At 56.1% G+C, this 22,017-nt stretch carries 22 protein-coding genes and 1 pseudogene; 4 read left to right on the forward strand and 19 right to left on the reverse strand.

The window, feature by feature from the left end; translation table 11 throughout:
* The first annotated feature begins 141 nt into the window (after positions 1–141).
* Both ASF69_RS22220 and ASF69_RS22235 read left to right on the forward strand, forming a co-directional pair.
* Positions 142–471 carry a putative quinol monooxygenase gene (locus ASF69_RS22220; protein WP_062590867.1) on the forward strand — a complete coding sequence of 110 codons (330 nt, stop codon included), beginning with the start codon at positions 142–144 and terminating at the stop codon, positions 469–471.
* Positions 472–1,274: 803 nt separating this feature from the next.
* Positions 1,275–2,111 (forward strand): annotated as a pseudogene (locus tag ASF69_RS22235) (Abi family protein).
* A 575-nt stretch (positions 2,112–2,686) separates the two neighbouring features.
* Here the strand turns inward: ASF69_RS22235 and ASF69_RS22240 are convergent.
* From ASF69_RS22240 to ASF69_RS22270, 7 genes are all read right to left on the reverse strand, one after another.
* On the reverse strand, positions 2,687–3,022 hold the full coding sequence (locus ASF69_RS22240; protein ID WP_062590729.1) for a hypothetical protein: 336 nt from the start codon (positions 3,020–3,022) through the stop codon (positions 2,687–2,689).
* Between the two features lie 118 nt (positions 3,023–3,140).
* Complete coding sequence (locus tag ASF69_RS22245; RefSeq protein ID WP_062590730.1) at positions 3,141–3,356, reverse strand: hypothetical protein; 216 nt, start codon at positions 3,354–3,356, stop codon at positions 3,141–3,143.
* 317 nt (positions 3,357–3,673) lie between these two features.
* Entirely contained in the window at positions 3,674–4,063 is a 390-nt protein-coding gene (locus tag ASF69_RS22250) for a BBE domain-containing protein (protein ID WP_156462156.1), read from the reverse strand.
* Between the two features lie 860 nt (positions 4,064–4,923).
* A complete protein-coding gene (locus ASF69_RS23705) occupies positions 4,924–5,448 on the reverse strand; it encodes an isoprenylcysteine carboxylmethyltransferase family protein (RefSeq protein ID WP_062590734.1) in 525 nt (174 codons plus the stop codon).
* 183 nt (positions 5,449–5,631) lie between these two features.
* Positions 5,632–6,474 carry an alpha/beta hydrolase gene (locus ASF69_RS22260; protein WP_062590736.1) on the reverse strand — a complete coding sequence of 281 codons (843 nt, stop codon included), beginning with the start codon at positions 6,472–6,474 and terminating at the stop codon, positions 5,632–5,634.
* 267 nt (positions 6,475–6,741) lie between these two features.
* A complete protein-coding gene (locus tag ASF69_RS22265; RefSeq protein WP_062590738.1) occupies positions 6,742–7,515 on the reverse strand; it encodes an alpha/beta hydrolase in 774 nt (257 codons plus the stop codon).
* Between the two features lie 115 nt (positions 7,516–7,630).
* Positions 7,631–8,065, reverse strand: coding sequence for a RidA family protein (locus ASF69_RS22270; protein ID WP_062590739.1), 435 nt, complete (start codon positions 8,063–8,065; stop codon positions 7,631–7,633).
* Positions 8,066–8,221: 156 nt separating this feature from the next.
* Between ASF69_RS22270 and ASF69_RS22275 the strand changes: the two genes are divergently transcribed.
* On the forward strand, positions 8,222–9,139 hold the full coding sequence (locus ASF69_RS22275; protein WP_062590741.1) for a LysR substrate-binding domain-containing protein: 918 nt from the start codon (positions 8,222–8,224) through the stop codon (positions 9,137–9,139).
* 113 nt (positions 9,140–9,252) lie between these two features.
* Here the strand turns inward: ASF69_RS22275 and ASF69_RS22280 are convergent, their stop codons facing one another.
* The 3 genes from ASF69_RS22280 to ASF69_RS22290 all read right to left on the reverse strand — a co-directional run bounded on the left by ASF69_RS22280 (position 9,253) and on the right by ASF69_RS22290 (position 10,869).
* Complete coding sequence (locus tag ASF69_RS22280; RefSeq protein ID WP_062590743.1) at positions 9,253–9,621, reverse strand: DUF1330 domain-containing protein; 369 nt, start codon at positions 9,619–9,621, stop codon at positions 9,253–9,255.
* A 46-nt stretch (positions 9,622–9,667) separates the two neighbouring features.
* Complete coding sequence (locus ASF69_RS22285) at positions 9,668–10,387, reverse strand: YafY family protein (RefSeq protein ID WP_062590745.1); 720 nt, start codon at positions 10,385–10,387, stop codon at positions 9,668–9,670.
* Positions 10,388–10,455: 68 nt separating this feature from the next.
* On the reverse strand, positions 10,456–10,869 hold the full coding sequence (locus tag ASF69_RS22290) for a helix-turn-helix domain-containing protein (protein WP_062590747.1): 414 nt from the start codon (positions 10,867–10,869) through the stop codon (positions 10,456–10,458).
* 127 nt (positions 10,870–10,996) lie between these two features.
* Here ASF69_RS22290 and ASF69_RS22295 point away from each other — a divergent pair, with 127 nt between their 5' ends.
* Positions 10,997–11,908: an NmrA/HSCARG family protein gene (locus tag ASF69_RS22295; RefSeq protein ID WP_062590749.1), complete on the forward strand. Its 912-nt coding sequence runs from the start codon at positions 10,997–10,999 to the stop codon at positions 11,906–11,908.
* A 362-nt stretch (positions 11,909–12,270) separates the two neighbouring features.
* Here the strand turns inward: ASF69_RS22295 and ASF69_RS22300 are convergent, their stop codons facing one another.
* The 9 genes from ASF69_RS22300 to ASF69_RS22340 all read right to left on the reverse strand — a co-directional run bounded on the left by ASF69_RS22300 (position 12,271) and on the right by ASF69_RS22340 (position 21,985).
* On the reverse strand, positions 12,271–13,032 hold the full coding sequence (locus ASF69_RS22300; protein WP_062451861.1) for an SDR family oxidoreductase: 762 nt from the start codon (positions 13,030–13,032) through the stop codon (positions 12,271–12,273).
* Between the two features lie 4 nt (positions 13,033–13,036).
* Positions 13,037–14,719, reverse strand: coding sequence for an SMP-30/gluconolactonase/LRE family protein (locus ASF69_RS22305; RefSeq protein ID WP_062590869.1), 1,683 nt, complete (start codon positions 14,717–14,719; stop codon positions 13,037–13,039).
* Complete coding sequence (locus ASF69_RS22310) at positions 14,716–15,699, reverse strand: NAD(P)-dependent oxidoreductase (protein ID WP_062590751.1); 984 nt, start codon at positions 15,697–15,699, stop codon at positions 14,716–14,718. Before ASF69_RS22310 ends, ASF69_RS22305 begins: the two co-directional genes overlap by 4 nt.
* Entirely contained in the window at positions 15,696–16,778 is a 1,083-nt protein-coding gene (gene ugpC / locus ASF69_RS22315) for a sn-glycerol-3-phosphate ABC transporter ATP-binding protein UgpC (protein ID WP_062451858.1), read from the reverse strand. Before ugpC ends, ASF69_RS22310 begins: the two co-directional genes overlap by 4 nt.
* Before the next feature lie 2 nt (positions 16,779–16,780).
* Complete coding sequence (locus ASF69_RS22320; RefSeq protein ID WP_062451857.1) at positions 16,781–17,611, reverse strand: carbohydrate ABC transporter permease; 831 nt, start codon at positions 17,609–17,611, stop codon at positions 16,781–16,783.
* A 10-nt stretch (positions 17,612–17,621) separates the two neighbouring features.
* On the reverse strand, positions 17,622–18,548 hold the full coding sequence (locus ASF69_RS22325) for a sugar ABC transporter permease (RefSeq protein WP_062590753.1): 927 nt from the start codon (positions 18,546–18,548) through the stop codon (positions 17,622–17,624).
* A 69-nt stretch (positions 18,549–18,617) separates the two neighbouring features.
* Positions 18,618–19,889, reverse strand: coding sequence for a sugar ABC transporter substrate-binding protein (locus ASF69_RS22330; protein ID WP_062451855.1), 1,272 nt, complete (start codon positions 19,887–19,889; stop codon positions 18,618–18,620).
* A 24-nt stretch (positions 19,890–19,913) separates the two neighbouring features.
* Complete coding sequence (locus ASF69_RS22335; protein WP_062590754.1) at positions 19,914–21,080, reverse strand: mandelate racemase/muconate lactonizing enzyme family protein; 1,167 nt, start codon at positions 21,078–21,080, stop codon at positions 19,914–19,916.
* Positions 21,077–21,985, reverse strand: a complete 909-nt coding sequence (locus ASF69_RS22340) for a dihydrodipicolinate synthase family protein (protein ID WP_062451853.1) — start codon at positions 21,983–21,985, stop codon at positions 21,077–21,079. The genes ASF69_RS22335 and ASF69_RS22340 overlap by 4 nt, the downstream gene beginning before the upstream one ends.
* Positions 21,986–22,017 lie beyond the last annotated feature (32 nt).

A 22,017-nucleotide genomic window follows, 5' to 3' on the forward strand; every position in this document is an offset into this window, starting at 1 on the left:
GGTCTGGCTTTTACTCAGCGTACGAAGTGAATCGTGATCGGTGATCTATAACTGCAATCTGCTGGCAGGACAGTCGTAGTCAGAATTTCCATTAATACTGTGTCTCTCATTAAGGTAATACGAGACCAACAGGAGGACATCATGTTCAACCGCGAAAATATCACGAATACCACTGTGGTTCTCTGGGAGGGTCGCGCGAAACCGGGGCGCGAAGAAGACTTGAGAAACTTTATACGAAGCGCTGTAACCGCCTCGAGAAATGATACTGGCTGCGTCGACTACGAAGCTCATGAAGTTGAGGGACAAGTGGGTACCTTTATCATCTATGAACGCTGGACCAGCAAAGAAGCGCTTGATGCACATCTGAACGCTGCAAGGATGCGAGAACTTGCCCCGCAATTTTCAGAGATGATTGAAGGTTCGATTGAGACAGGTATTAGATTCCTAAGTCCGCTTAGACCATCAAATTAAATGCATCTGCGAACGATAAAAGTAGGCAGTATGCGCGCCAAAAGTTTCCACTCGACGAGAGTAACATGGCTTTTGGCAATTATGATCTGCTTTAGAACACGCAATCGCCCATACTGATTCAGGCCGTTTACAATCAGTATTAGAATTCTAATAAAGGTACAGGCTCCAACCGCGCTCATTTTGAGCGTCTTCGGCGTCTAGGCGTTTGAGAGGATGCCCGTGGCTTCTCAACGCGCATTTCCTCACACTCAAAGGCCCACGCCTTGAGGGGACTCGAACCGCAGACCTCGTTGATGCAACCTTCGCTCATCGAGAACGAGTGCTTGAAAAAAAGATAATTGCCGGGATTGTCCTGATTGTCGGCTTTCACCTCACACAGCTTTGTCTTGCCGATGATGATGGCGCCAACCGCCCTAAGGTGTGCCAGGCAGACCGCTTCTCGCCTACAACTGTACATCGAACGATTGGCAGCCACCTGTCGTCGGCCAGCCCTTGAGGATACGCTCGATTTTTAGTCTTCGCTCTTTGAAAGAAATCTTGATTCCGCATCAATAACTTGGCCTGCAACTCACATAGATGGGTGCATTTTTTACCCTTCCATTGTTGCTTTCTTAATAGGATTGCTCCGTATCATTGCTCAACAACACCCGCCACGCCTCGGACGGAACCTCGGTTCCGAAACTGCGCACCCCGGCGGGTTTTTTTGTTTTATAGGTATCCGAATCCCCGTATGAGATGGCATGAAGTTTGAAAAGCCCTCCGTCTCCATCCCCGACCAAATCGCCCTGCTGGAAGCACGGGGAATGGCTGTCCCAGATCATTCCCACGCTGCCCATTGCCTCCAGCATATAAGCTATTATCGGCTACGGGCCTACTGGTTGCCATTCGAGAACGCGCTACAGGCTAGTGGTAAGCATGGGTTTCAAGATGGAACCTCCTTCGACCAAGTCTTGGAGCTATACATTTTTGATAGGAAGCTGCGCCTCCTCGTGATGGATGCGATCGAAAGGATTGAAGTATCCTTGCGAGGTAGCTAGGCACATTACCTTGCCATGAAATACGGGCCACACGGCTATCTCGATCCTGGTCTCTATCACCGGCCAGATCGATATGCCCAAGCCTTCGCCAAATTGATCGAGGATCTGGCAAGGTCGAAAGATACCTTCATACTTCACTACAGGAATAAATACGACGATCCAGAGCACCCACCTATCTGGATGACCGCCGAAGTGATATCGTTAGGGCAACTCTCAATGTGGTATAATAATCTCAAGAGTCGGCCCGATCGACAGGCAATAGCCAAGGTTTACGGATTGGATGAATCGGTTTTGGTATCGCTCGCTCATCACCTGACATATATCCGCAACATCTGTGCCCATCACGGCCGACTTTGGAACAAGCAAGTGACGGTAAAGATGATCGTGCCGACGTCTCCTGCGAGCTTAAAGCTGGCTATGAATGGAAATGCGCAGGGGCGAGTCTATAACACCATTGCAGCTCTCGGCTATCTTATGGATATAGTTGCACCTAACAACCAATGGCGCGAACAGATTGTATGTCTGACGGATTCATGCCCGCTGGCAGACCAGTCCGCAATGGGCTTCCCGGCCAACTGGAAGAATCTTCCTGCCTGGAATTGACTAGCTAGGAGTGTCGGATGGACTTTTACCATTTGATCTCTGAGCATGCTCTTGAACGTATGGGACCTGTTAATTAGACCCTCTAAGTCACTAAGGCGTCGGTTACTAACCTAATACGGATCGAACCCCCCGGGTTTGCGGGAGGTTATTCGTTTAGGTCATATGGAGCGTCGCGAGGACACCGACGGCGAGATTCTGAAAATAGTTATTGCCGGCAAACTGCTTGGTTTGGTTTAAGAGTTATACTACGGGCCTGAGTTCCATTAACTTCAGGTACCTTCAAGCCAATACTTGCCTCATTCCCTCCAAAAACGCCCGATCCATCTCGACTTGACGATGGGAATCACAAATGCTCCTTCCACGGTGTGTCATCCGGCTTCCAAGGTTAACCCCTTTCGGCGCGGAAAGGTGACCCATATGCTACGCAGTATGATCGTGAAGTGTATCAATTTTTACTGTCCAGCGGGGGTCATCCTTCGGTGCCCGTGCCAGGTCAAACGGCTCACCGAAACACACGGCCAGGCTCAAAAAAGCCGCGCGGATATCACTATCTGCGCGGCATTCCTATTTGACAATCAAGTGAGATCGTCAGACTTTTTCAGTGGTTGCAAGACGATATCGACGAGCGCTGATTTCCCAACCTGGAACGCGATCTGATACTCAGAATCTTCAACCAGGAGCACGGCGTCCCACATCTGTGCCATGCCATCGGTCAGGATGGGTAGACCATCACCGCGGAATAGTATCTTCGCGCCGAAGCGAGCCAGTATTGGTTCAGCCATTTTCAGATATTCAAGATGCCTTTCGCGGCCACCATTGGGATCGAACCGCAGGAGGTTCAACATAACGATGTCTGTGTCGTCGTTTGCGGCTAAAAACTCGGCAAATGCGGTCGGTGAAAACGCAACCATTAGATTTTCCTCTTATGTGGTGCGGGGGAAAAGCCGTCAGATAGGACGGTGCGAGCCACGGCGCTGAAATCAGCACCGTGAAATGTGATGTGTTCTATGCGTTCTATGTGCTCGATGTTCAGGCTACGCTTTGCAGCGGCTCCAGGGCTTCAACGTCGGTTGAGACAGCGATTGCCTTTTGAGCATCCAGGGCGGCGAGGCGACTGACGAGCACACCACGGATAGTAGAATAGGCATCGCTTCCCAGAGCTAGCCGCAGGGGTGCAGGGTTTGCGTAGACAGAGTCGATCATGGCGTTCGTCATCTTGATGGGATCGCCATTGTTCGGAACCATACAGATCCCACAAAATGGCCCGATCACTCTTGAGGTAATATTGTGGTTTTGCCGCATCGGAGACGTTAGCAAGCTCGGTCAGGTCGACATAGAGATTAGAGCTTTCCGAAGAGACGTTCTCCAGAATCATATCGACGGCGATAGCTTTTTTGCGTGGTGGCATTTTCCCGCTATTCGGCATGGTCGTAACAATGGAGCTGGCGGTGGCCGCGCGCCAAGCCCATCTGGTTTCTAAGAGTTCGTGTTAGATTCCCGCGTCGTTAATCGCTGATCCTTGGAAGTCAAAGCTACAAGGATCAGCGCGAGGCTCCGATAATTCAGGTTGCGATCCGTCCTGTTCCCAACCGGAACAGATCGTGAGGATCAACCCTGCTTTTGATCGCCTTCAGGCGCTCCGCAGAGCCTCCGAAAAACTGCCGCGCCCGTTCACCTTCCTGTGGGGAAAGGAGGTTCGAATAGCCGCCGGTGAGAGCGATGGCTCCCAAAGATGTAGATACGGTGTCTGACCAAGCAACGTGACCTGACGCCTGTTCGTTCGTCGCTCCATCCCACGCGGAAATAATCTCGATAACAAAATGCGGCGTTCGAAGAGCAAAGGCCGTTGCCATTGGATAGGTATTCGTGGCCACTCCGTGAAAATCATGAACCACCATTGCCGAAAACGGCGACGTAAAATTGTGAGCGGCAGAGATGAATATGTCGGCCACGTCTCGATCAAGTCGCTCGACCGTTTGGGTGAGCAAGCTGTAGTTGCGCCCTTTTGGCCAGACATTGGCGTACCGTTTTCTGCAGCGGTCCGTACGACGGAGGACAGGTGTCTCTTGTCTCGAATTTTGACAATCGCCATCGCCTGTGCGTCGACGGCGGCGTTGAAGAGCAGCCCGTTCGTGTCGAAACTTAAGTCTTCGCCGCGCGCTGCTAGCTCCCGCAGTAGCGGATTCTGGTATGTAAGCATTTTATTCTCGTTGTTGTTTGACGACCCGATTGCCCCTCGCCCAGCGGCCGAATGCATAGGCGTTTAATCGAGAATAGGATTGTAGATTTATGCACGCCCTTCAGCGGCCAGCCCGTTCGGAGGACCATGTTTGCGGGTGCCGACCTCGGCTCAAACTGAGTTGCCGCTTCCGGGATGCTTAGCGTTAGTGACCTCTTAGAAATATTCCATAATCGCGTTAAGGCGGGGCGTTTAGCCAATTTGCAAGAACTTCTCTGAGATGGCCGGATTGGAGTCCGGTGGAGACCTGCGAGCGAACTAGAATGCGAGACCCAGCCCGTCGATGAAGGCTGACCGGATCGCTTTTCCATCAATGTCAAACTTCTAAGACTGTTCTCACGAAGTTATATGAGCGCAATCTCTGCGTGCACAAGCGCGCGTTGTGTTTTTCATCTAAGGGGAATTAGGCCTGATGATTTCTCCCGAGCTTCGATAAAATTTCATGGGTCAGTCCGTAGGTCCTACGCATCCAGCTCGACATGTGACTTTGATCCACAAAGCCCGCAGCGAAAGCTGCCTCAGCTAATGAGCATCCATACTCCGGTGAATATGGAAAGGGTAGGATTTCTATGCTCACCGATAGCCCGTTACAATAGCTCTCATTACGCGCTCTTCCTCACGGATCCGTAGGAAGAGTGGAATTGCATACATCGGAAGCCCGATGCACATCGTCCAGTAAGCGCTTGTCGCAAGTGCTAGCCCCAAAAGCTCAGGGACAATGCTGACGAAGTAGTTAGGGTGTCGCACGAAACTAAACAGGCCGGTGCGAACGACCTGATGGTGTGGAGCGATAATGGGTTTGATTGTCCATAGGGAGCCAAGCGACCGGATTACAGATATGAGAGCCAGAGCTGAAAATACGTACACGGCTATGCCGACATATGAAGTCGTCGTCTCGACTGTTTGGCGCATGCTCGCCTCAGCCACAGCAGCGATGTAGAACACTACGTGAAACCCGGCCAGCAGCATGCTCACAGGGGTGCTGTACTCTCGAGCTCCATTAGCCTTTAGCGCTCGTTCATTTCGGGCTGAAATCGCAACTGTGGTCAGACGCCATGCGAATGCCGCCAGTAGGAATACAATAAGGTAAGTCGGCATTGATGGCTCCAGCTGTGGTCAACAGTTGAGAGTAATCAGGCGCGCGGTCTAGATCAGCGCAATAATTACATCTCAATTGGGGGCAGGCTGCCCCGGAGGCGGCGCTACAGTTCGGTTACGATTTTGTAGATTTGTAAGCAGGAACGGCAGGCCGAAAGTTTCGCCCTGCCCTGCATCCCAAGATCAACTCTTTACGAAGGCTAACAAATCAGCGTTCAGCACGTCTGCGTTCACGGTGAGCATTCCATGCGATAGCCCTGGGTAAGTCTTGAGCTTGCTGTGCTGAAGAAGTTTCGCCGACTTAAGGGCTGATTGTGCAATCGGAACAAGTTGGTCATCTTCGCCATGCAAAACCAGAGTCGGTACAGTAATAGCCTTGAGATCTTCCGTTTGGTCAGTTTCTGAAAAGGCCTTGATGCCATCGTAGTGAGCCTTTGCGCTACCCATCATGCCCTGGCGCCACCAATTCTGGATCACGCCTTCGTTGGCCGTGACGCCCTCGCGGTTGAAGCCGTAGAATGGCCCGGATGGGACATCATGGAAGAACTGCGCGCGGTTCGCGGCAAGAGAGGTGCGGAACCCGTCGAACAGGTCGATCGGCAAGCCGTCAGGGTTTGCGTCCGTCTTCAGCATCAGCGGCGGTACGGCAGAAACGAGAACGGCCTTCGCCACACGACCTGCCGGCTGACCATGCTTGGAGACATAGCGGGCAACCTCGCCGCCACCTGTTGAATGACCGATATGGACCGCGTTCCTGAGATTAAGGGTTTCCACAACTGCGAACGCGTCTGCGGCGTATTGGTCCATAGTGTGACCATCGGCAACTTGTGAAGAGCGGCCATGGCCGCGACGGTCGTGGGCAACGACGCGGTAACCGTTTGCGAGGAAGAACAGCATCTGAGCGTCCCAGTCATCCGAAGACAGCGGCCACCCGTGATGGAACACGATCGGTTGCGCGTCCTTTGGACCCCAGTCCTTAAAGAAGATTTCAACGCCATCCTTGGTGGTGACAAAGCTGCTAGTCATGTCAAAATTTCCCTGTGTCATGTTTGGGGGTGAAGCTCGGGGTATAGTCGGCAGGTTGAGCGCCGCTACTGATGGCGGCGCCACTAGTGATCAAAATACCTCTTCGGGTGGTCTGGAGAGCGCTCGCCATTGAAGTTAATGTCGTTTCAAATCCATTCGCAGATTGGCCATTTGGATGGTTGCGTCATCGGCTTCTGCGTCTGTTTCGGAGGCAGGGTCGTGCCGTCCACGATGTTGAGAAGCGGCGGCTAGGCGCTGTGTTGAAGGTCAATTTGCAGCTTTCTCAATGATCTCGGTCACCTTATCTGGGTTTGAGACCATCACAACATGGGAGGCGCCTTTGACAACAACGGTGTCTTTTGCATTAGCGCGCTTTGCCATCCATGCGAGTGCTTCTGGGGGGATGTTCTTGTCGGCGTCACCATAGATTGCCCAGGATGGAATGCTCTTCCATCCGGCATTGGACGTCGGTTCGCTGAGAGCGAAATCCGTAACGGGCCTCTGGGTGGCTGCCATGACCTTCGCATCATCTGCCGATACGTCGGCTGCGAATTGGTTGTGGAACTTGTCCTGCTGGATATAGAGGTCCTTCACACCGTCCTTCAATTCCACCGGTTGTGCGAGCGTAGGCGGAAGTGTGCTTCCCGGGAACTTGCCGGTCAGCGACAAAGCTGTTTCGCCGACATCAGGAACGAAGGCCGCGACATAGACGAGTGACCTGATGTTTTCGCCGGTCTTGGCTGCTTCAGTGATGACGGAGCCACCGTAGGAGTGCCCAACAAGAACCACCTCGGTCTTCAGACCGGCAACAATGCGACGGACATACTCGCCATCGCTCTTGACACTGCGCAAAGGGTTGGCAACCGCGACAACAGAATAGCCGTCTTTTTCGAGCCTAGTTAAAACACCGCTCCAACTCGACGCATCGGCGAATGCGCCGTGAACAAGCACAATCGTCGGTTTCTCACCACTAGCAGCATACCCCGTGCTGATTCCAAGGGATGCGGCTAGCAAAGTTAGACCAAAAGCTGACTTCAACATGATCTACTTCCTTTCTTTCGTTATCGAAACTTCAATGCTGAGTGAAGGGAGAATGCTTGCGGGCCTGCGGACGCTGGCGAGGCTAATGCGCGTCTTTAGAGCCAATACCACCTAATTAAACAGGATCACGCCGACGGTCCGTAATTCGTGAAGAAGGATTGTCGGTTCCGCTTGGGATGGCCGCGATCGCTTCGATTTCGATCATGGCCTCCGGATCATAGAGCGCTTTGATCTCGGCGATCGTGTCCGCCGGATAGGGTTCTGAGAAATACTTGCGGCGCAGATCGACTACGTCCTGAAAGTAACCCAAATCTGTGACAAAAATGGTCACTTTAAGGATATCTTTCAGACTTGATCCACCAGCTTCAAGCGCCCTACGTAAGTTGGAGAATGCCTGTTCACCCTGGGCGCGGAACCCCCCAGCGACAATCTTTCCATTGTCGTCAGCCCCGGCTTGACCAGAAATGAAAACCAAATCGCCGAACTTTATGCCTTGCGACAGCAAAAACGGGACATAGTTGTCGGGCTCGGTAAAGACACGTTCGCGCATAATCTCTACTCCTTATTCATAACATCACTTTAGCAGATGACCAAAATGAACTCATATTGGTCATTGCGTTGAGGCCGGGATAGTGCCTATTACTCAAGGCCTCGACAAACTCAGAATCATCACCTATCAGATGAATTAAACTCATGTATTGAGCCCATGCGCCGTCTTCCGCCCCTATCCGCCCTTCGCGCGTTCGAAGCTGCCGCTCGTTACCAAAGCTTCAAAGAGGCCGCGGGGGAATTGAACGTGACGCCCACAGCGATCAGCCACCATATCAAGTCGCTGGAAAGCTACTTGGGCTTGGTACTGTTCGACCGGCAAGTGCGGAAGGTAACCCTGACCGATGTCGGTATGCAGCTCTATCCCGTTTTACGCGATGGCTTTGATGGTTTCGCAGCGGCGCTTGACCGGTTGGATTGCAACAAAAAGCGAGCTCGATTGACTATTTCAGCGACAAGCGCCTTCACCTCGAAGTGGCTCGTGCCGCGCGTAGCCAACTTCCATATCCTGCATCCCGAAATCGATCTGCAACTGCATGCGTCTGACGACGCCGTCCGTCTTGACGAAAACAATGTCGACATCGCCATCCGATACGGCCGCGGCCCTTATCCGGGCCTGGACGTTGAAATCATGTTCGCTGACGACTTTGCACCGGTTATGAATCCAAAGCTGGGCCCTGTGGAATTAAAGGATCTGGAGACTGTCCCACAGATACAGTTCACATGGAGGCGGAGACATCCGCTCAATCCCACCTGGGAGCGCTGGTACGAGGCTGCAGGGCTGACTTCATATCTGCCGATGGGGCAACTGCTCTTCACGGATGAGGCACACGCTATCCAGGCAGCGGTGGCAGGACAGGGTATCGCCTTAGTGAGTCTGGCTCTTGTCCACGACGAAATCGCAGCAGGGCACCTGATCCAGCCTTTCGGTCCGAGCATACCCGGTCACACTTATCATCTGGTAATGACTGCAGGAAAGTCGCGTGACCGAAGCGTGGAGGCGGCCACCCAATGGTTGCGTTCTGAGGTTCGACTATTGGGAACGAGTTTCGCAGGCGTTGAAAAGACCAGGTGAGGCCGAGGTGGCTTATTGAAGGTGGATGGCATTCTCCAGAGGTTTGACACTCCAGCCGACAAATGCGACGCGTAGCGAAGCGGCTTGGACAGCCACGCGCCGCCGTTTGAGCGTCAGAGGTCCTTCGAAATCTTGAGAGGCTGCAGGACTATATCCGCAAGCGCTGACTTACCAATCTGAAATGCGGCTTGATAATTCGGATCGTCCACCATTTCCTTAAAATTAGTTCTTCGCGGGTACTGCACCAACAGGACAGCGTCCCATGTCTTAACATCTCCTGTCGTCAGGATATCTAGACCATCGCCTCGGAAAAGAATCTTCGCGCCGAAACGAGTAAGGATCGGCTCTGCCATCCGTAAGTACTCAAGATGTCGTTCCCGGCCGCCGTCTGGGACGAACTGAAGAAGGTTCAACATAACAACGGGATCATCGTCCTCCGCGGCCAGAAAGTTGGCGAAGACGTCAGGTGAAAAAGCGACCATAAAGTTATCCTTTCCTGAGGGCGCTTCGATGCGCCTACGTAAAACTTTAACATCGTTCTCTGTCAGAAACTGTCAGGAACGAGCGCCAGTCTCGATCCTGCTCGCGCCACCGCTTTATCAACACCGCCCGTCGTTCCGCGTAGCGTTCGTCAAGTACGGTCGCCGTCCGAACGCGATCGACTCGGAAATGCCGAAATGCTGACCTGCTTTCGCACCAAGCAGCCAAAACCCGCACGTCGTCGAAATATACGATGGTGATCGGCCAGATGATCCTCTCCGAAAGAGAGCCAGCTGAATCTTGGTACTCGATCGCCACCTTTCGCAACCTGCGTATTGCATCCCGCAGTGGTGCGACCTGCGTTGAATCAGATCGTTCGGAAATCGAGGCAGCGGTCACGAGAGCCGGCGTGTCGTCACTTCCAGCCGTGAGGTTGTTACGGCTCGAACGTATCTTCGCCAATGCGCTTTCGCTGCTCTGCGCCAGTGCTGGATCAGCTCGTTGCTGCACCCAATTGAGGCCGAGGATCAAAGCGTCCATTTCCTCGCTCGAGAACGCAAGGTTGGGAAGAAAGAAGCCGTCCCTAAGAATGAAGCCAACGCCCGCCTGTCCATCGAGCGGTGCTCCCAACAGACGAAGGGTCTCGACGTCGCGGTAGACGCTTCTCTCGGAGATGCCGAGGATCTGGGCCAGCTCGATTGCAGTCACTGGCTGTCTTCGAGCCCGTAGCACACTCAGCATTTCGAAGAGACGGCTTACTCTCGACATTTGCAATGTCTTCCTGTCATTCGGCTTAACTCAACTGCAGGGCGGCTACACATCGACACCGTGACGGTTTACTTCCCCACTTGCTGCTCTGCGTCAAATTTGTTTCTAGATGCTTCAATGTCCTGCCAGGTATCCCGTATCCAATTGGTGAAACCAGCCAGCGGTTTCAGCATCGACCGTCCGCGGTCCGTCAGCTCGTATTCCACACGGGGCGGCAGCTCAGTGTAATAATGCCGTGCCACAAGGCCATCCCTTTCAAGATTGCGAAGAGTGAGCGTCAGCATTCTCTGCGAGATGTCGGGAATACCTCGTCTAAGCGCTCCGAATCGCATTGGCGCGTCGGGTGAAAGCGAAAGCATCGAAATCACGAGAATCGTCCATTTGTCCCCCAGCCGAGTCAGTACACTTCCTGGAGCGCAGGGTGTCAGTACGGGGCCAGCGGCCGTTTCGATCACAGGTCGACCATTGATTTCGCGCGACATGTATCCCTCTCTGTAACGATTGCTGATGGTTCTCTTTGTGTGACTGAGGACCAAAAATGTGCCGTCTTGCACGGCCTACATAATAGTTCCATATCATAACTGCAAACGGTTACTTTGGAGAACTATCATGTCAAATTCACCTGAATTTCTTGTGTTCGGAGCGACGGGTCAGCAAGGCGGTGTCGTCGCAAGCTCGCTGCGGAAAGCAAGACGGGAGGTTCGTGCCTTCGTTCGCGATCCCAAAAGCGAAAGGGCCAAGGCGCTGGTCAGACAGGGAATAACACTCGCGGTCGGCGATCTGTTTGACCGGGCATCGATTGATCGTGCAATGACCGGGATACAGGGCGTTTTCAGCGTGCAGACCAGCTCACCTTCTGGACTTGTCACGGATGATCAAGAAGTTGCGCAAGGCAAAGCTATTGCCAATAGCGCTGTGGCTGCCGGTGTGGCTCACCTTGTATATTCTTCCGGAGCGGCAGCAGGAAAAGGCCAAACCGGCATGGGTCATTTCGATAGCAAGTCTCGGATCGAAGAACACATTCGCTGTTTGCCAATTGCCACAACAATAACTCGTCCGGCCAGTTTTATGGAGATGATGATGCTCCCTGGAATGGGGTTGAATACCGGCGTCTTCACGTTTTTCATGAAGAGGGATCAGTCGATGCAGATGATAGCGCTTGATGACCTTGGGCGCATTAATGCACGGATACTTTGCAAACCTGAACGCTATGCCGGCCAAGTGCTGGAATTGTCGGGACAGGATCTCACCGGGAAATCTCTAGAAGAGGCGTTCTCGCGAGCGGCAGGCCGCCCTATTCGTTATCAGCGGTTTTCCGAAGAGATGCTGGCAGGGAACGATTTTCTGCGACAGCTTACCATGCTTGTCGATAACGGCGTCGTATCTGGCGTTGCGGACATACCGTCGTTGGAGCATGAGTTCGGACCGATGCTTAAACTGGAAGAATGGCTTCGCGGCACGGCAAAAACCCTATTTGAAAAAGCGCTCAATGCCTCTGAAGCTGATATAGTATTACGGTAATGCCAAATGGCCGGGAAGGACGTGTGCCTCCCGGCAGATACCATCCGTCTTCGCTCCGAGCAAAGCGTCGCCTTGATGTGAATCGAACCGTCGACGACCACAAAACAACCTCTGCAAGCTTAGATCACTGATTGTTTGGCAGGATTTGACTCACTGGTGGTCCAAGTTATCGTCCGCACCCCCACTTTGCCAATCGCGCTGAACCGCGTAAAGCAGCTCAAGCTATTGGTCCGATGAATTACAATGTCGCGCCGAGATAATGATAAGAGCTGCGGCATTTCCTATTCAGGCAATCAAGGCTGGAGCGTCAGCACCCCAATTCCAATAAAACCTCGTGCTTGCTAAGCGTTCGCAGCAACCCTTCAATATCCACCGGTCAAGAGAATGTTCTCTCCTGTCATGAAACTGCACGCCTGAGATGAAAGGAAGATGGCGGCCCCCACCATTTCTTCCGGCTGCCCGGCACGGCCCATCCAGTTTAGCGTACGGACGTAGTTGTCCCAGCCCTCGGGATCCTCGTCACGACGGTGGGCGTTGCGGTCGGTGTCTATGAGGCCGGGAGCGAGCGTATTGAGCAAGACATTGTCACGCGCATAATCCCGCGCCTGGCTCTGAATCAGATTATGCTGGGCAGCCTTGGTCGCGGCATAGGCGGTGACGATGCCCTTCGGTCGCAACTGATTGACCGAGCCGATAGAAACCACCCTGCCCCACTTGCGGGCCGCCATGCGCGGAAGAGCCGCTTGAAGCATATCCACGGTCGAGCCAAGATTGACCGCCAGCTGAAACGCCAGATCGTTCGGCGTCAGTTCTGACAGCACAGCGTTGATCTGTGCGCTGGCATTGATGACAAGAATATCGACCGGGGCAATTGTCTCGGCGCGCTCGATGAGATCGCGGCCGGCACCGGGCTCTGAAAGATCGCCCGCCAGTTCTTGCACTTTGCCACCGCTTGCGACGATCTGGCGCTGAACGGCTGCAGCGGCTCCAGGCTTCACGCCATGCAGAATAACACGGGCCCCTGCGCCCGCTAGCCCCTGCGCGATGGCGGCACCTATGCCGCGGCTGGAACCTGTGACGAGCGCAGTGCGGCCCGTCAGTCCAAACACACTTTCGAGACGCATGCGTTTATCCTTCAAACACAGAAATCCGCGCCCCGCCGGTTCCGGGACGGCAGGAAAACAGGCCGCCCGAGAGCGGCGCCTCGGCAAGCGTGGACGCCGGCAGGCGCGTCCGGGCGCTGGTGATGAACAGCGTCGAAAGATCCGGCCCGCCAAAGGCAATGCTGGACGGGCGCGGCACCGGCATGTCGATGACCTGGTCTAGCTTGCCGTCCGGAAGATAACGGCGCACGCACCAGCCGTCCCAGATTGCACACCAGACCCCTCCCTCCACATCCACGGCTAGGCCATCAGGCCGACCGTCAGCGACGGGAATGCGTGCGAACTCGCGCCGATTGGACAGCGTTCCATTGACAGTGTTGCAATCATAGGCGTGGATGAGACCGGGAACCGTGTCAACGAAGTAGAATGTTTTCCCATCGGGGCTCCAGCCGAGTCCATTGGAAACGATGATGCCACCCTCCTTGCGCTCGAAAGCGCCATTGGCATTGATCCGATAAAGCGCGCCTGTTGGCTTGGATGCATCAATTCTCATCGATCCAACCCATATCGCCCCGTCGGGCCCACATTTGGCATCGTTAAGGCGATTATCGGCGATGCCTGCCTCCGGGCTCACAAAGGGGGTGAGGCGTCCGGACGAAAAATCAAGCCATTCGATCCCATCCTGAGACGCGACGAGCAGACGTCCACCGCGAACCGGAATGACCGCACTGACCAACTTGCCGGTCTCGCAGGTCTCGTTACGCCCTGTCGCCGGATCAAAGCGATGAACGGCGGGGTGAAGGATGTCCACCCAGTAGAGAGCGTTCTCGCCGTCATGCCACACGGGGCTCTCGCCGAGCTGTGCACCCCATGGAAGGATACACGTCAAATCGGCGCTTGGTCGGCCCGTTGCCGATCGCGGCCTTGGTCTGGAACTGATAGCGACGGCCCCGGCGGCACCAGTGATGCGACGCGCGGCGGCAATCAGTTCACGTCCGGCAGGATGAATGATGGAGGTATCAAGCCGTGATGAGGGTCCAAGCGCGACCAGCACGCCCATCGGCGTATTATCACGGCCTATTACAGGGGCCGCAACCGAATTCACGCCCGGCAGATGCTCCTCATAAGATATCGAATAACCACGCGCTCGCGTCAATGTAAGGTCAGCCTGGAGCGCATCGAGCGTCGTGATGGTTTTGGCTGTCTGCGGGTCGAGCGGCAGGCGATCCAGCAGGGCCCGACCGACGGCCGGGTCCTGAAAGGCGAGCAGCGCCTTGCCAGGTGCCGTGCAATGCAGGGGGACGCGGCGCCCTACCTCGACGCGCACGGAAAGACCATTCGGCGAACGCTCGGCCAGATATTGCGTCATCGTGCCGTCAAGCCGACACAGCGCAACTGTCTCGCCCAGCTCGGCCGCCAGCCGCTCGAGCTCCGGGGTCGCCGCCGAGAGGAGATCAAAACTCTCCCAGACCTTGTGGGACATTTCCAGAAAACGCTGGCCAAGAACATAAGTGCCACGGGCCGCATCCTGCCGGACAAGGCCGTAGGCGATAAGGGTGCGCAGGATGCGTGCAAAGGTCGGCTTCGGCAGTCCGGAAGCGCGCAATAACTCAGCAAAACGTGGCGGTTCGGGCGCATCGGCAACCATGTCGAGCAGGGTTAGCCCCTTGGCCAGCGCCGCCGTGCCGCCAGGCGTCTCAGGCTTCATCGCCTCTGCTCCTTCGCGCACCGCCCCCGCCTTGCGGCCGCCGCGTCGTTCAGCATCCGGTCCATCGTCCATTCTGCTTCAAACCCCAATTTGTTTCTGATCCGCTCGTTGGACGTATGGTAATAAACGCCATCGCCGGGAAAATCGACCGTGACGATGGGAAGGCCGGTCAGCGCTGCAATCTTCGGCAGAAGTGCGGCGAAATCGACTGGTTCGTCGGCACCTAGATTGAAGGTACCTCCAGCCGCCTCGGGGTGATCGAGAGCGAGCAGAATGCCTGCCACCATGTCGCGCGTATCGGTGATGTGCATACGGAACGGTCGGCCGTTTTCATTGCGCGCCAGAATGTGCGAGGGCTCATCAATGTCTTTGGACTGAAGCAGTTCGGCGATAGCCGTGTTTCCGAAATTCTGCTGCTGGCGAATGCGCGGCCGTAGGAAAAAGCGAGGACCGGAAAAGAAACTGTCTTCATCCAGAAGTTCCGCCGCATCCTGCGTATGTGAGAACCTCAGGATCACCGTTTCCATGGAGCTAGTCCGTTGATAAAATCCTACCAGCTCTTCGCCCAGCAGCTTCGTCAAACCATAGGGCGAATTGGGACGAAGCGGATGGTCTTCGGTGACCGGCAGGAACTCCGGGCGGTTTTCAGGATACACTTCACCAGAAGATGCAAAGACGAACCGGCGAACTCCAGCCGCCGAGGCCGCGTCCAAAAGCCGACGCGTGCCCTCGACATTGGTAGCGAACATGCGGTCGCGATCAGCGGGTACCCAGGACATGAAGGCTCCCAGATGCAGGACCGCACTCACGCCGACCATGGCTTTGGAAATGGCCTGGGCATCCTCCAGCGACCCGACAGTTTCCTCGCCACCGGTTCCTGACGGCTTCAGATCGAGGCCACTAACGGTGCGGCCACCAGCGCGCAACGCGGCAACCACGGCGCGGCCGACACGGCCTGCCGATCCGGTGACCAGGATCATAGCCGTGCTCCGGTCTTTGCATCAAAGAGATAGAGCTGAGCTGGATCGAAACCGAGCCGCAGCGCCTCATCGCCAGCAAGGCTGCCGGTATGGGAGACGCGGGCGATCAGCCCCTTGGACTTGCCCTCTTCGCCATCGGCCACCCTTGCGCCGCCATCATCGAAATAGACGTATTTCTCCGATCCCAGACTTTCCACCAGCGTCGGACGGACGTTGAACATCACGGGCGCATCGCCCAGCGTCAGATGCTCCGGTCGCAGGCCGACAACGAAATTTCCTTCATGGGCTCGGGCTTTAGGCATCGTTACCGTTTGGCCAAACAGTGTCAGCGCACCGTTGCGCAGTTCCGCATTGAGGAAATTCATGCCCGGCGAGCCGATGAAACCAGCAACGAAAAGATTGGCCGGATTATTGAAGAGCTCGTCCGGTGCAGCGATTTGCTGGATGACGCCACCCTGCATGATAACCACCCGGTCCGCCATGGTCATGGCTTCCACCTGGTCATGCGTTACATAAACGGTGGTGACACCGATACGTTTGTGCAGGGCGCCGATTTCGGCGCGCATATGGACACGCAGCTTGGCGTCGAGGTTGGAAAGCGGCTCATCCATCAGGAAGGCCTGCGGCTGGCGCACGATGGCGCGGCCCAGCGCGACGCGCTGCCGCTGGCCGCCCGACAGATCCTTGGGCTTGCGGTCGAGATAGGGTGTCACTTCTAGGATGCGCGCCGCATCGTTGACCCGGCGGTCGAGCTCGGCCTTGTCGGTGCCGCGCATCTTTAGGCCGAAGCCGATATTCTGGCGAACGGTCAGGTGCGGATAAAGCGCATAGTTCTGGAAGACCATGGCGATGTCGCGGTCACCCGGTGCCAGATCCGTGACCTCATTGTCGCCGATGAATATCTGCCCGTCGCTTGCCGGTTCGAGACCGGCAAGGATTTTCAACATCGTCGACTTGCCGCAGCCGGAAGGCCCGACCAGAACCACGAACTCGCCGTTCTCGATCTCAAGCGAAAAGGGCCTGAGTACATTGAGCGCGCCATAAGATTTGCTGACATTGCGAATGGATATATTGGCCATGCTTATTTCTCCGCGCCAGCGGTGAGGCCGCCGACCAAATAACGTTCCAGGAACAGGTAGATTGCGATGATCGGCAGCGCGATGAACACCGATGCGGCGGATATGTCATTCCAGTAGGTGACGTATTCGCCCTGCATCGTGGTGATGCCGAGATTGGCCGTCCAATTGTCCGGCGAGTTGACGAGGAAGGTGCGCGCATAGGCATAATCTGCCCAGCTGAGCACAAAGGCATAAAGGGCTGTGGCTGCAAGACCGGGTGTGGCGATCGGAAGCACGACGCGCACCATCGCGCCGATCGGCGAGCAACCGTCCACCATGGCGGCCTGTTCCAGTTCTTTGGGAATGGTGTCGAAATAGCCCTTTAGCATCCACGTGGCGAACGGAATGATCATCGTCGAATGCGCCAGCACCAGCGTCCACAGGCTGCCGATCAGGCCGAAGCTGGAAAAGATGGAAAACAGTGGAATGACCAGCAGCGTCGCAGGCAGCATCTTCGCCGTCAGTACGAAGAGACCCATGGTCGCGCCGCCCCTCATGGAGTAGCGCGAGAGCGCATAACCGGCGCTGACCGAAACCAGCATCGACAGCGCCACAGAACCGATGGCCGCCAGCATCGAATTCCAGAGCCAGAGCAGGATCGGTTTTGCCGCCCAGACGCGGGCGAAAATATCCCACTGCGCGTCTTCCGGCCAGAAGGTCGGCGGCAGCCGGTACAGCTCATCGGTGGTGGAAAGTGCTGTGACAAGAAGCCAGTAAACCGGGAAGAGGATCATCACCAGCGTGAAGATGACGGTCGCGTAAAGAGCAAGGCTCTGCAAAAATGTTCGCTTCATCAAAGCCTCCTCAATAGATCGATTTAGAACGCCGGCCGAGCATCAACAGGCTCGCGACGATGCAGATCGCCAGTGTCAGCACGCCGACGGCGGCGGCACGGCCGAAATTGTGGTACTGGAAGGCCTGGTCATAGGTCATGATCGACAATGTCTGGGTCGAACGCAGCGGCCCGCCGCCGGTCAAAACCTTGATGATCGAAAAGTCGCGGAACACCCAAAGCAGCGTCAGCACCAGCGTCACGCCCAGAACCGGCATCAACAGCGGCATAGTGATCCAGCGGAAACGCTGCCAGACACTTGCGCCATCCACCTTTGCGGCCGCGTAATAATCGGCGGGAATGGACTGCAGGCCGGCGAGACACATGATCGACACGAATGGAAAGCCCTTCCACACCATGGTGATGGCAACGGCCCAGAAGGCGGCCGTGGAACTGCTGACCCAGGGTATCATCTGGTCAGTGAAACCGAGCTGGATCGCCAGCCAGCCGAACAGGCCAAAGGAGGTGTCAAACATCCATGCAAAAATGACGACCGCGATGATTTCCGGGACAGCCCAGGGCAGCGCCATTCCCAGCCGCGCGACGGTGCGGCCCTTAAAGCGGTTGTTGGCGAGAAGCGCCGTGCTCAGACCAACGGCAACACTGCCGACGGTGACAACTATAACCAGCTTCAACGTCACCCAGCAGGCCAGCCAGAATTCCGGTGACGAAAACAGCCAGTTGTAATTGGCCAATGAGAATGGTCGGCTGGCGCCACCGAGCCTTGGAATCTTAACCTGCTGGAACGACAGGTCGATGGCCAAAACGAGCGGCCAGACGATGATGGCGGCAACCATCAGGACCGCGGGTGCGATCAGAATATAGCCGAGAAGATGTTGCCGGCTGGGACGCGCAAGATCGAAAAACCTGCGACGCCCAGCCCGAACGGATTCGGTCATGGATAGTCCTCCTGCCGGATGCGGATGATGGCCATGGCCCTTTAAGAGGGCCATGGCGAGACATTGGGATTAACCCTTGATGGCTTCCGCCTTTGCCTGCATGGTCTTCGCCACCTCTGCCGGATCGAGATCCTGTATGATCATCCGCTGGCTTTCTTCCATCACCATCTTGCTGAACTCATTGTAGAAGAGCTCAAGTCCGGTCGGAACGCGGTCGATACCCGCCTCGGATGCCGCCTTCATCGTGGCGATGAGTACGGGAAAATGCGGGATGGTCTTTTCGACACCCGAGACGTCGGCCTTCGGGCTTGGCGGAGTGTTGCCGCCAAGGGTGGCATAGCTGCGCTGGAATTCCGGCGACATCGTCAGCTTGATGAAATCCCAGACCAATGCCTTCTGGTCGTCGGGAATATCAGCCGGCATGGCCAGCACGTTGGACGATCCACCGAGCGGCGGATGAAACGGCGGTGCTGCGTAAACAATGTCATTCTTGGCCGAACCCTTTTCGGTCGTGCCGTACAGCCAGGGCCCATCGAAGCGCATCGCCATTTTGCCGTCGGCAAAGAGCTTGCGTACGTCGCTGGCGCTCATGTCAACCGGGCTAATGCCGCTTTTCATGACGGTTTTCCACCGGCTCAAGCCTTCCGCCATCTGCGGCGTATCGATGGTGATGTTGCCGTCCTTGTCGGTCCAGTAGGCGCCTGCATCAAGGATGTAGTTCAGCATTTCCGTCAGATATTGCCCCGGACCGCCTTTGGTTTCATGGCCGGTGCCAAACTGGTCGATGATGCCATCACCATTGAGATCCTTGGTCGTCGCCTTTGCTGCGGCCAAAAACTCGTCGTAGGTCTTCGGAACCGCGACGCCCGCTTCTTCCAAAATCTTCTTGTTATAGGCCATGACGAAGCCGAAATAGTTGGTCATGATGCAGACAGTTTCGCCGTTCCACTCGCATTTCTGCTGGCCGGCCCAACCGGTCATGTCGATGGTGTCTTTCTTGAGCCACGGGTCGAGAGGTTCGAGCCAGCCGCTATCTGCAAACATCTGAAATTCGAATGACGCCAAATGCACGATCTGCGGCGGCTGGTTGGCCGCGAAAAGCGTTGTCATCGTGTCGGCATAGGAACTACGCTCCGCTTTGGTGAATTCGATTTTCACGCCCGGATGCTGTTTTTCAAAGGTAGCAATGGCAGAGCGCCACCATTCGCCCGTGCCGGCATCGTCCGTTTGCCAGGAGATGAACTTCAGCACAGTATCGGCCATGGCGGGAGCAAACCCGCCCAGCGTCATCAACAATGCGGTCGCTGTGCCAAGCGCCAGAGTTCTCATTCTTTTGGTCATGGGTTCCTCCTCCAAAAAACCAATTCAGATACGTTCAAGAAGGGCGAGCGCCGCCTCCGACGGCTTGACGCCAAGTCCCGGGCCGGCCGGCAGGTAATATCTTCCTTCCCGGCAATCCATGTCACCGGTAAGCAGGCGACGGTTGGGCTCGAAAATCGAGTGCTGGAACTCGTGGCTGTTTAAAGTCGGCAATGTCGATGATGCCTGCAGGCTGGCGGCAAGGAAGATGCCGGCACCGACTGTCGCGTGCGGAATGACGTCAATGCCATGCTCGGCAGCAAGAACGCCGATGCGGATAAAATTGGTGATGCCCTTGTGCCCCATTTCCGGCTGCACGATCGCGATGCGGCAGCGCTCGACGCGGGCGCGCATGTCCCAATGGGTGCGCCACTCCTCGCCAACGGCGATCGGTACATCTGTTCCTTTCGATACCTTTTCCAATCCGGCAATATCCTCCGTCCAGACCGGCGCCTCAGCGAACCACGGATCGAACAATTTCATCTCGGCAATCAGTTCCAGCGCGCGTTCAGGCGTCTGGTTCCAGTGCATGTCGGCGGCAATTTTTGCCTGTGGGCCAAGGACGTGCCGAAGATTGGCGATTTCCGCCGCCGGGCCATCGTCAGCCACCGGCGTTGCGAATTTGAAGGCGTTGAAACCACGGTCCTGCCAGTATTTAGCCAACTCCCCCCGCTCTCTCAACGTCTTTTCCGGCAGCCCGGAAACATAGGCCGAGAAGCTGTCCAGGCCGCCGCCGAGAAGGTCGCGAACCGATTTTCCGGCTTCCTGGCCGGCGATATCCCAGAGCGCAATATCGAGTGCGGCGAGCGCATCAACGTAAAAGCCCCCGGTGTAACCGCGCACGCGCATCATGTCGTAAAGATCGTCATAGATCGCAGAGGGATCGGAGGCGTCGCGGCCGATCACGAAACCGGCCAGCAGATCGTTGATGATTGCCGCCACCGCACCGGGCGCGACGATACCATAGGTCTCGCCCCAGCCGACAACGCCGGCCTTGGTCGTCATCCGCACCAGCACGCTGCGGTCAAAGGTAGGATAGACCGTTCGATTGCCCTTGCGCACGATATAACCGTTTGGATTGACGACCTCGCCTTCCCTGAGTGCGCCAAGATACGGAACCTTACGTGGCTGTGTCAGCGTAAAGACCTCGACGGTTGCGACAGGGCTGTTCATGCGGCCTCCGGGGCCGCAAGGCCCAGCTCAACCAGATTGGCGTCGATATCGGCAATGGCCGCCGCATCAAGCTCGGGTGTCGGCGCACGCACACTCACGCCTTCGATTACGCCACGACGCGCCAGCACATATTTGGTCAACCGCATGCGATAAACCGCCTGTAACACCAGAAGCGGCAAGGTGCGGACATAGATCTTGCGAGCCTCCTCCCGTCGCCCCGCGACAAGTGCCCGGTCGATGGCCACATGTTGCTCAGCGATCTCCAGCGCCGGCATGGCCGCCGTGGCACCACGTGCATATTCGTCGAGAATGTAGCGCGCGCCACCACCGCCGATGACGCCCTTCAGCGTCGCGGGCGCTTGGGCAATGATGTGGCTGATGGCGGGGCCAGCGGGGAGCGTCTCTTCCTTTACATAGGTGACCTTAGGCAAGGCACGCACGATCTCCACGATCGCCTGCGGCGAGAGGTCGGAGCCGCGCGGCGCAGGCGCGTTCTGCAGGATGATTTCAACTTCGGGAAGTGCTTCGACAACCCTGCCAAGGAATTCGGTCAGCGCCGGTACATCCGTGCCGACCGATTTGGGCGGCTGGACCATCAGGTGATGAATGCCAAGCGCCGATGCCGCCCGTCCATGCTCGACCACGTCACGCCAGTCGGCAGCACTGGCACCGGCGACGACCGGCACCCGCCCAGCCGCAGCATCCACGACGATCTTCAGCAGGGTTGCGCGCTCGGCGGCGCTCAAAGTCTCCACTTCGCTAGCGAAACCGGGAAAGACGATTCCATCCACGCCCTTGTCGAGCGCAAAGACCACAAGCCGCTTCATGCCTGCTTCGTCAATGCCGCCATCAGCCAGAAACGGCGTGGGCAGAACCGGCAAAATCCCCCTGAGGTCAACCACCATCTTATCCTCCAAAATTAGTATCATATATTGGC

This window comes from Rhizobium sp. Leaf311, assembly GCF_001423445.1.
Classification (GTDB): Bacteria; Pseudomonadota; Alphaproteobacteria; order Rhizobiales; family Rhizobiaceae; genus Agrobacterium.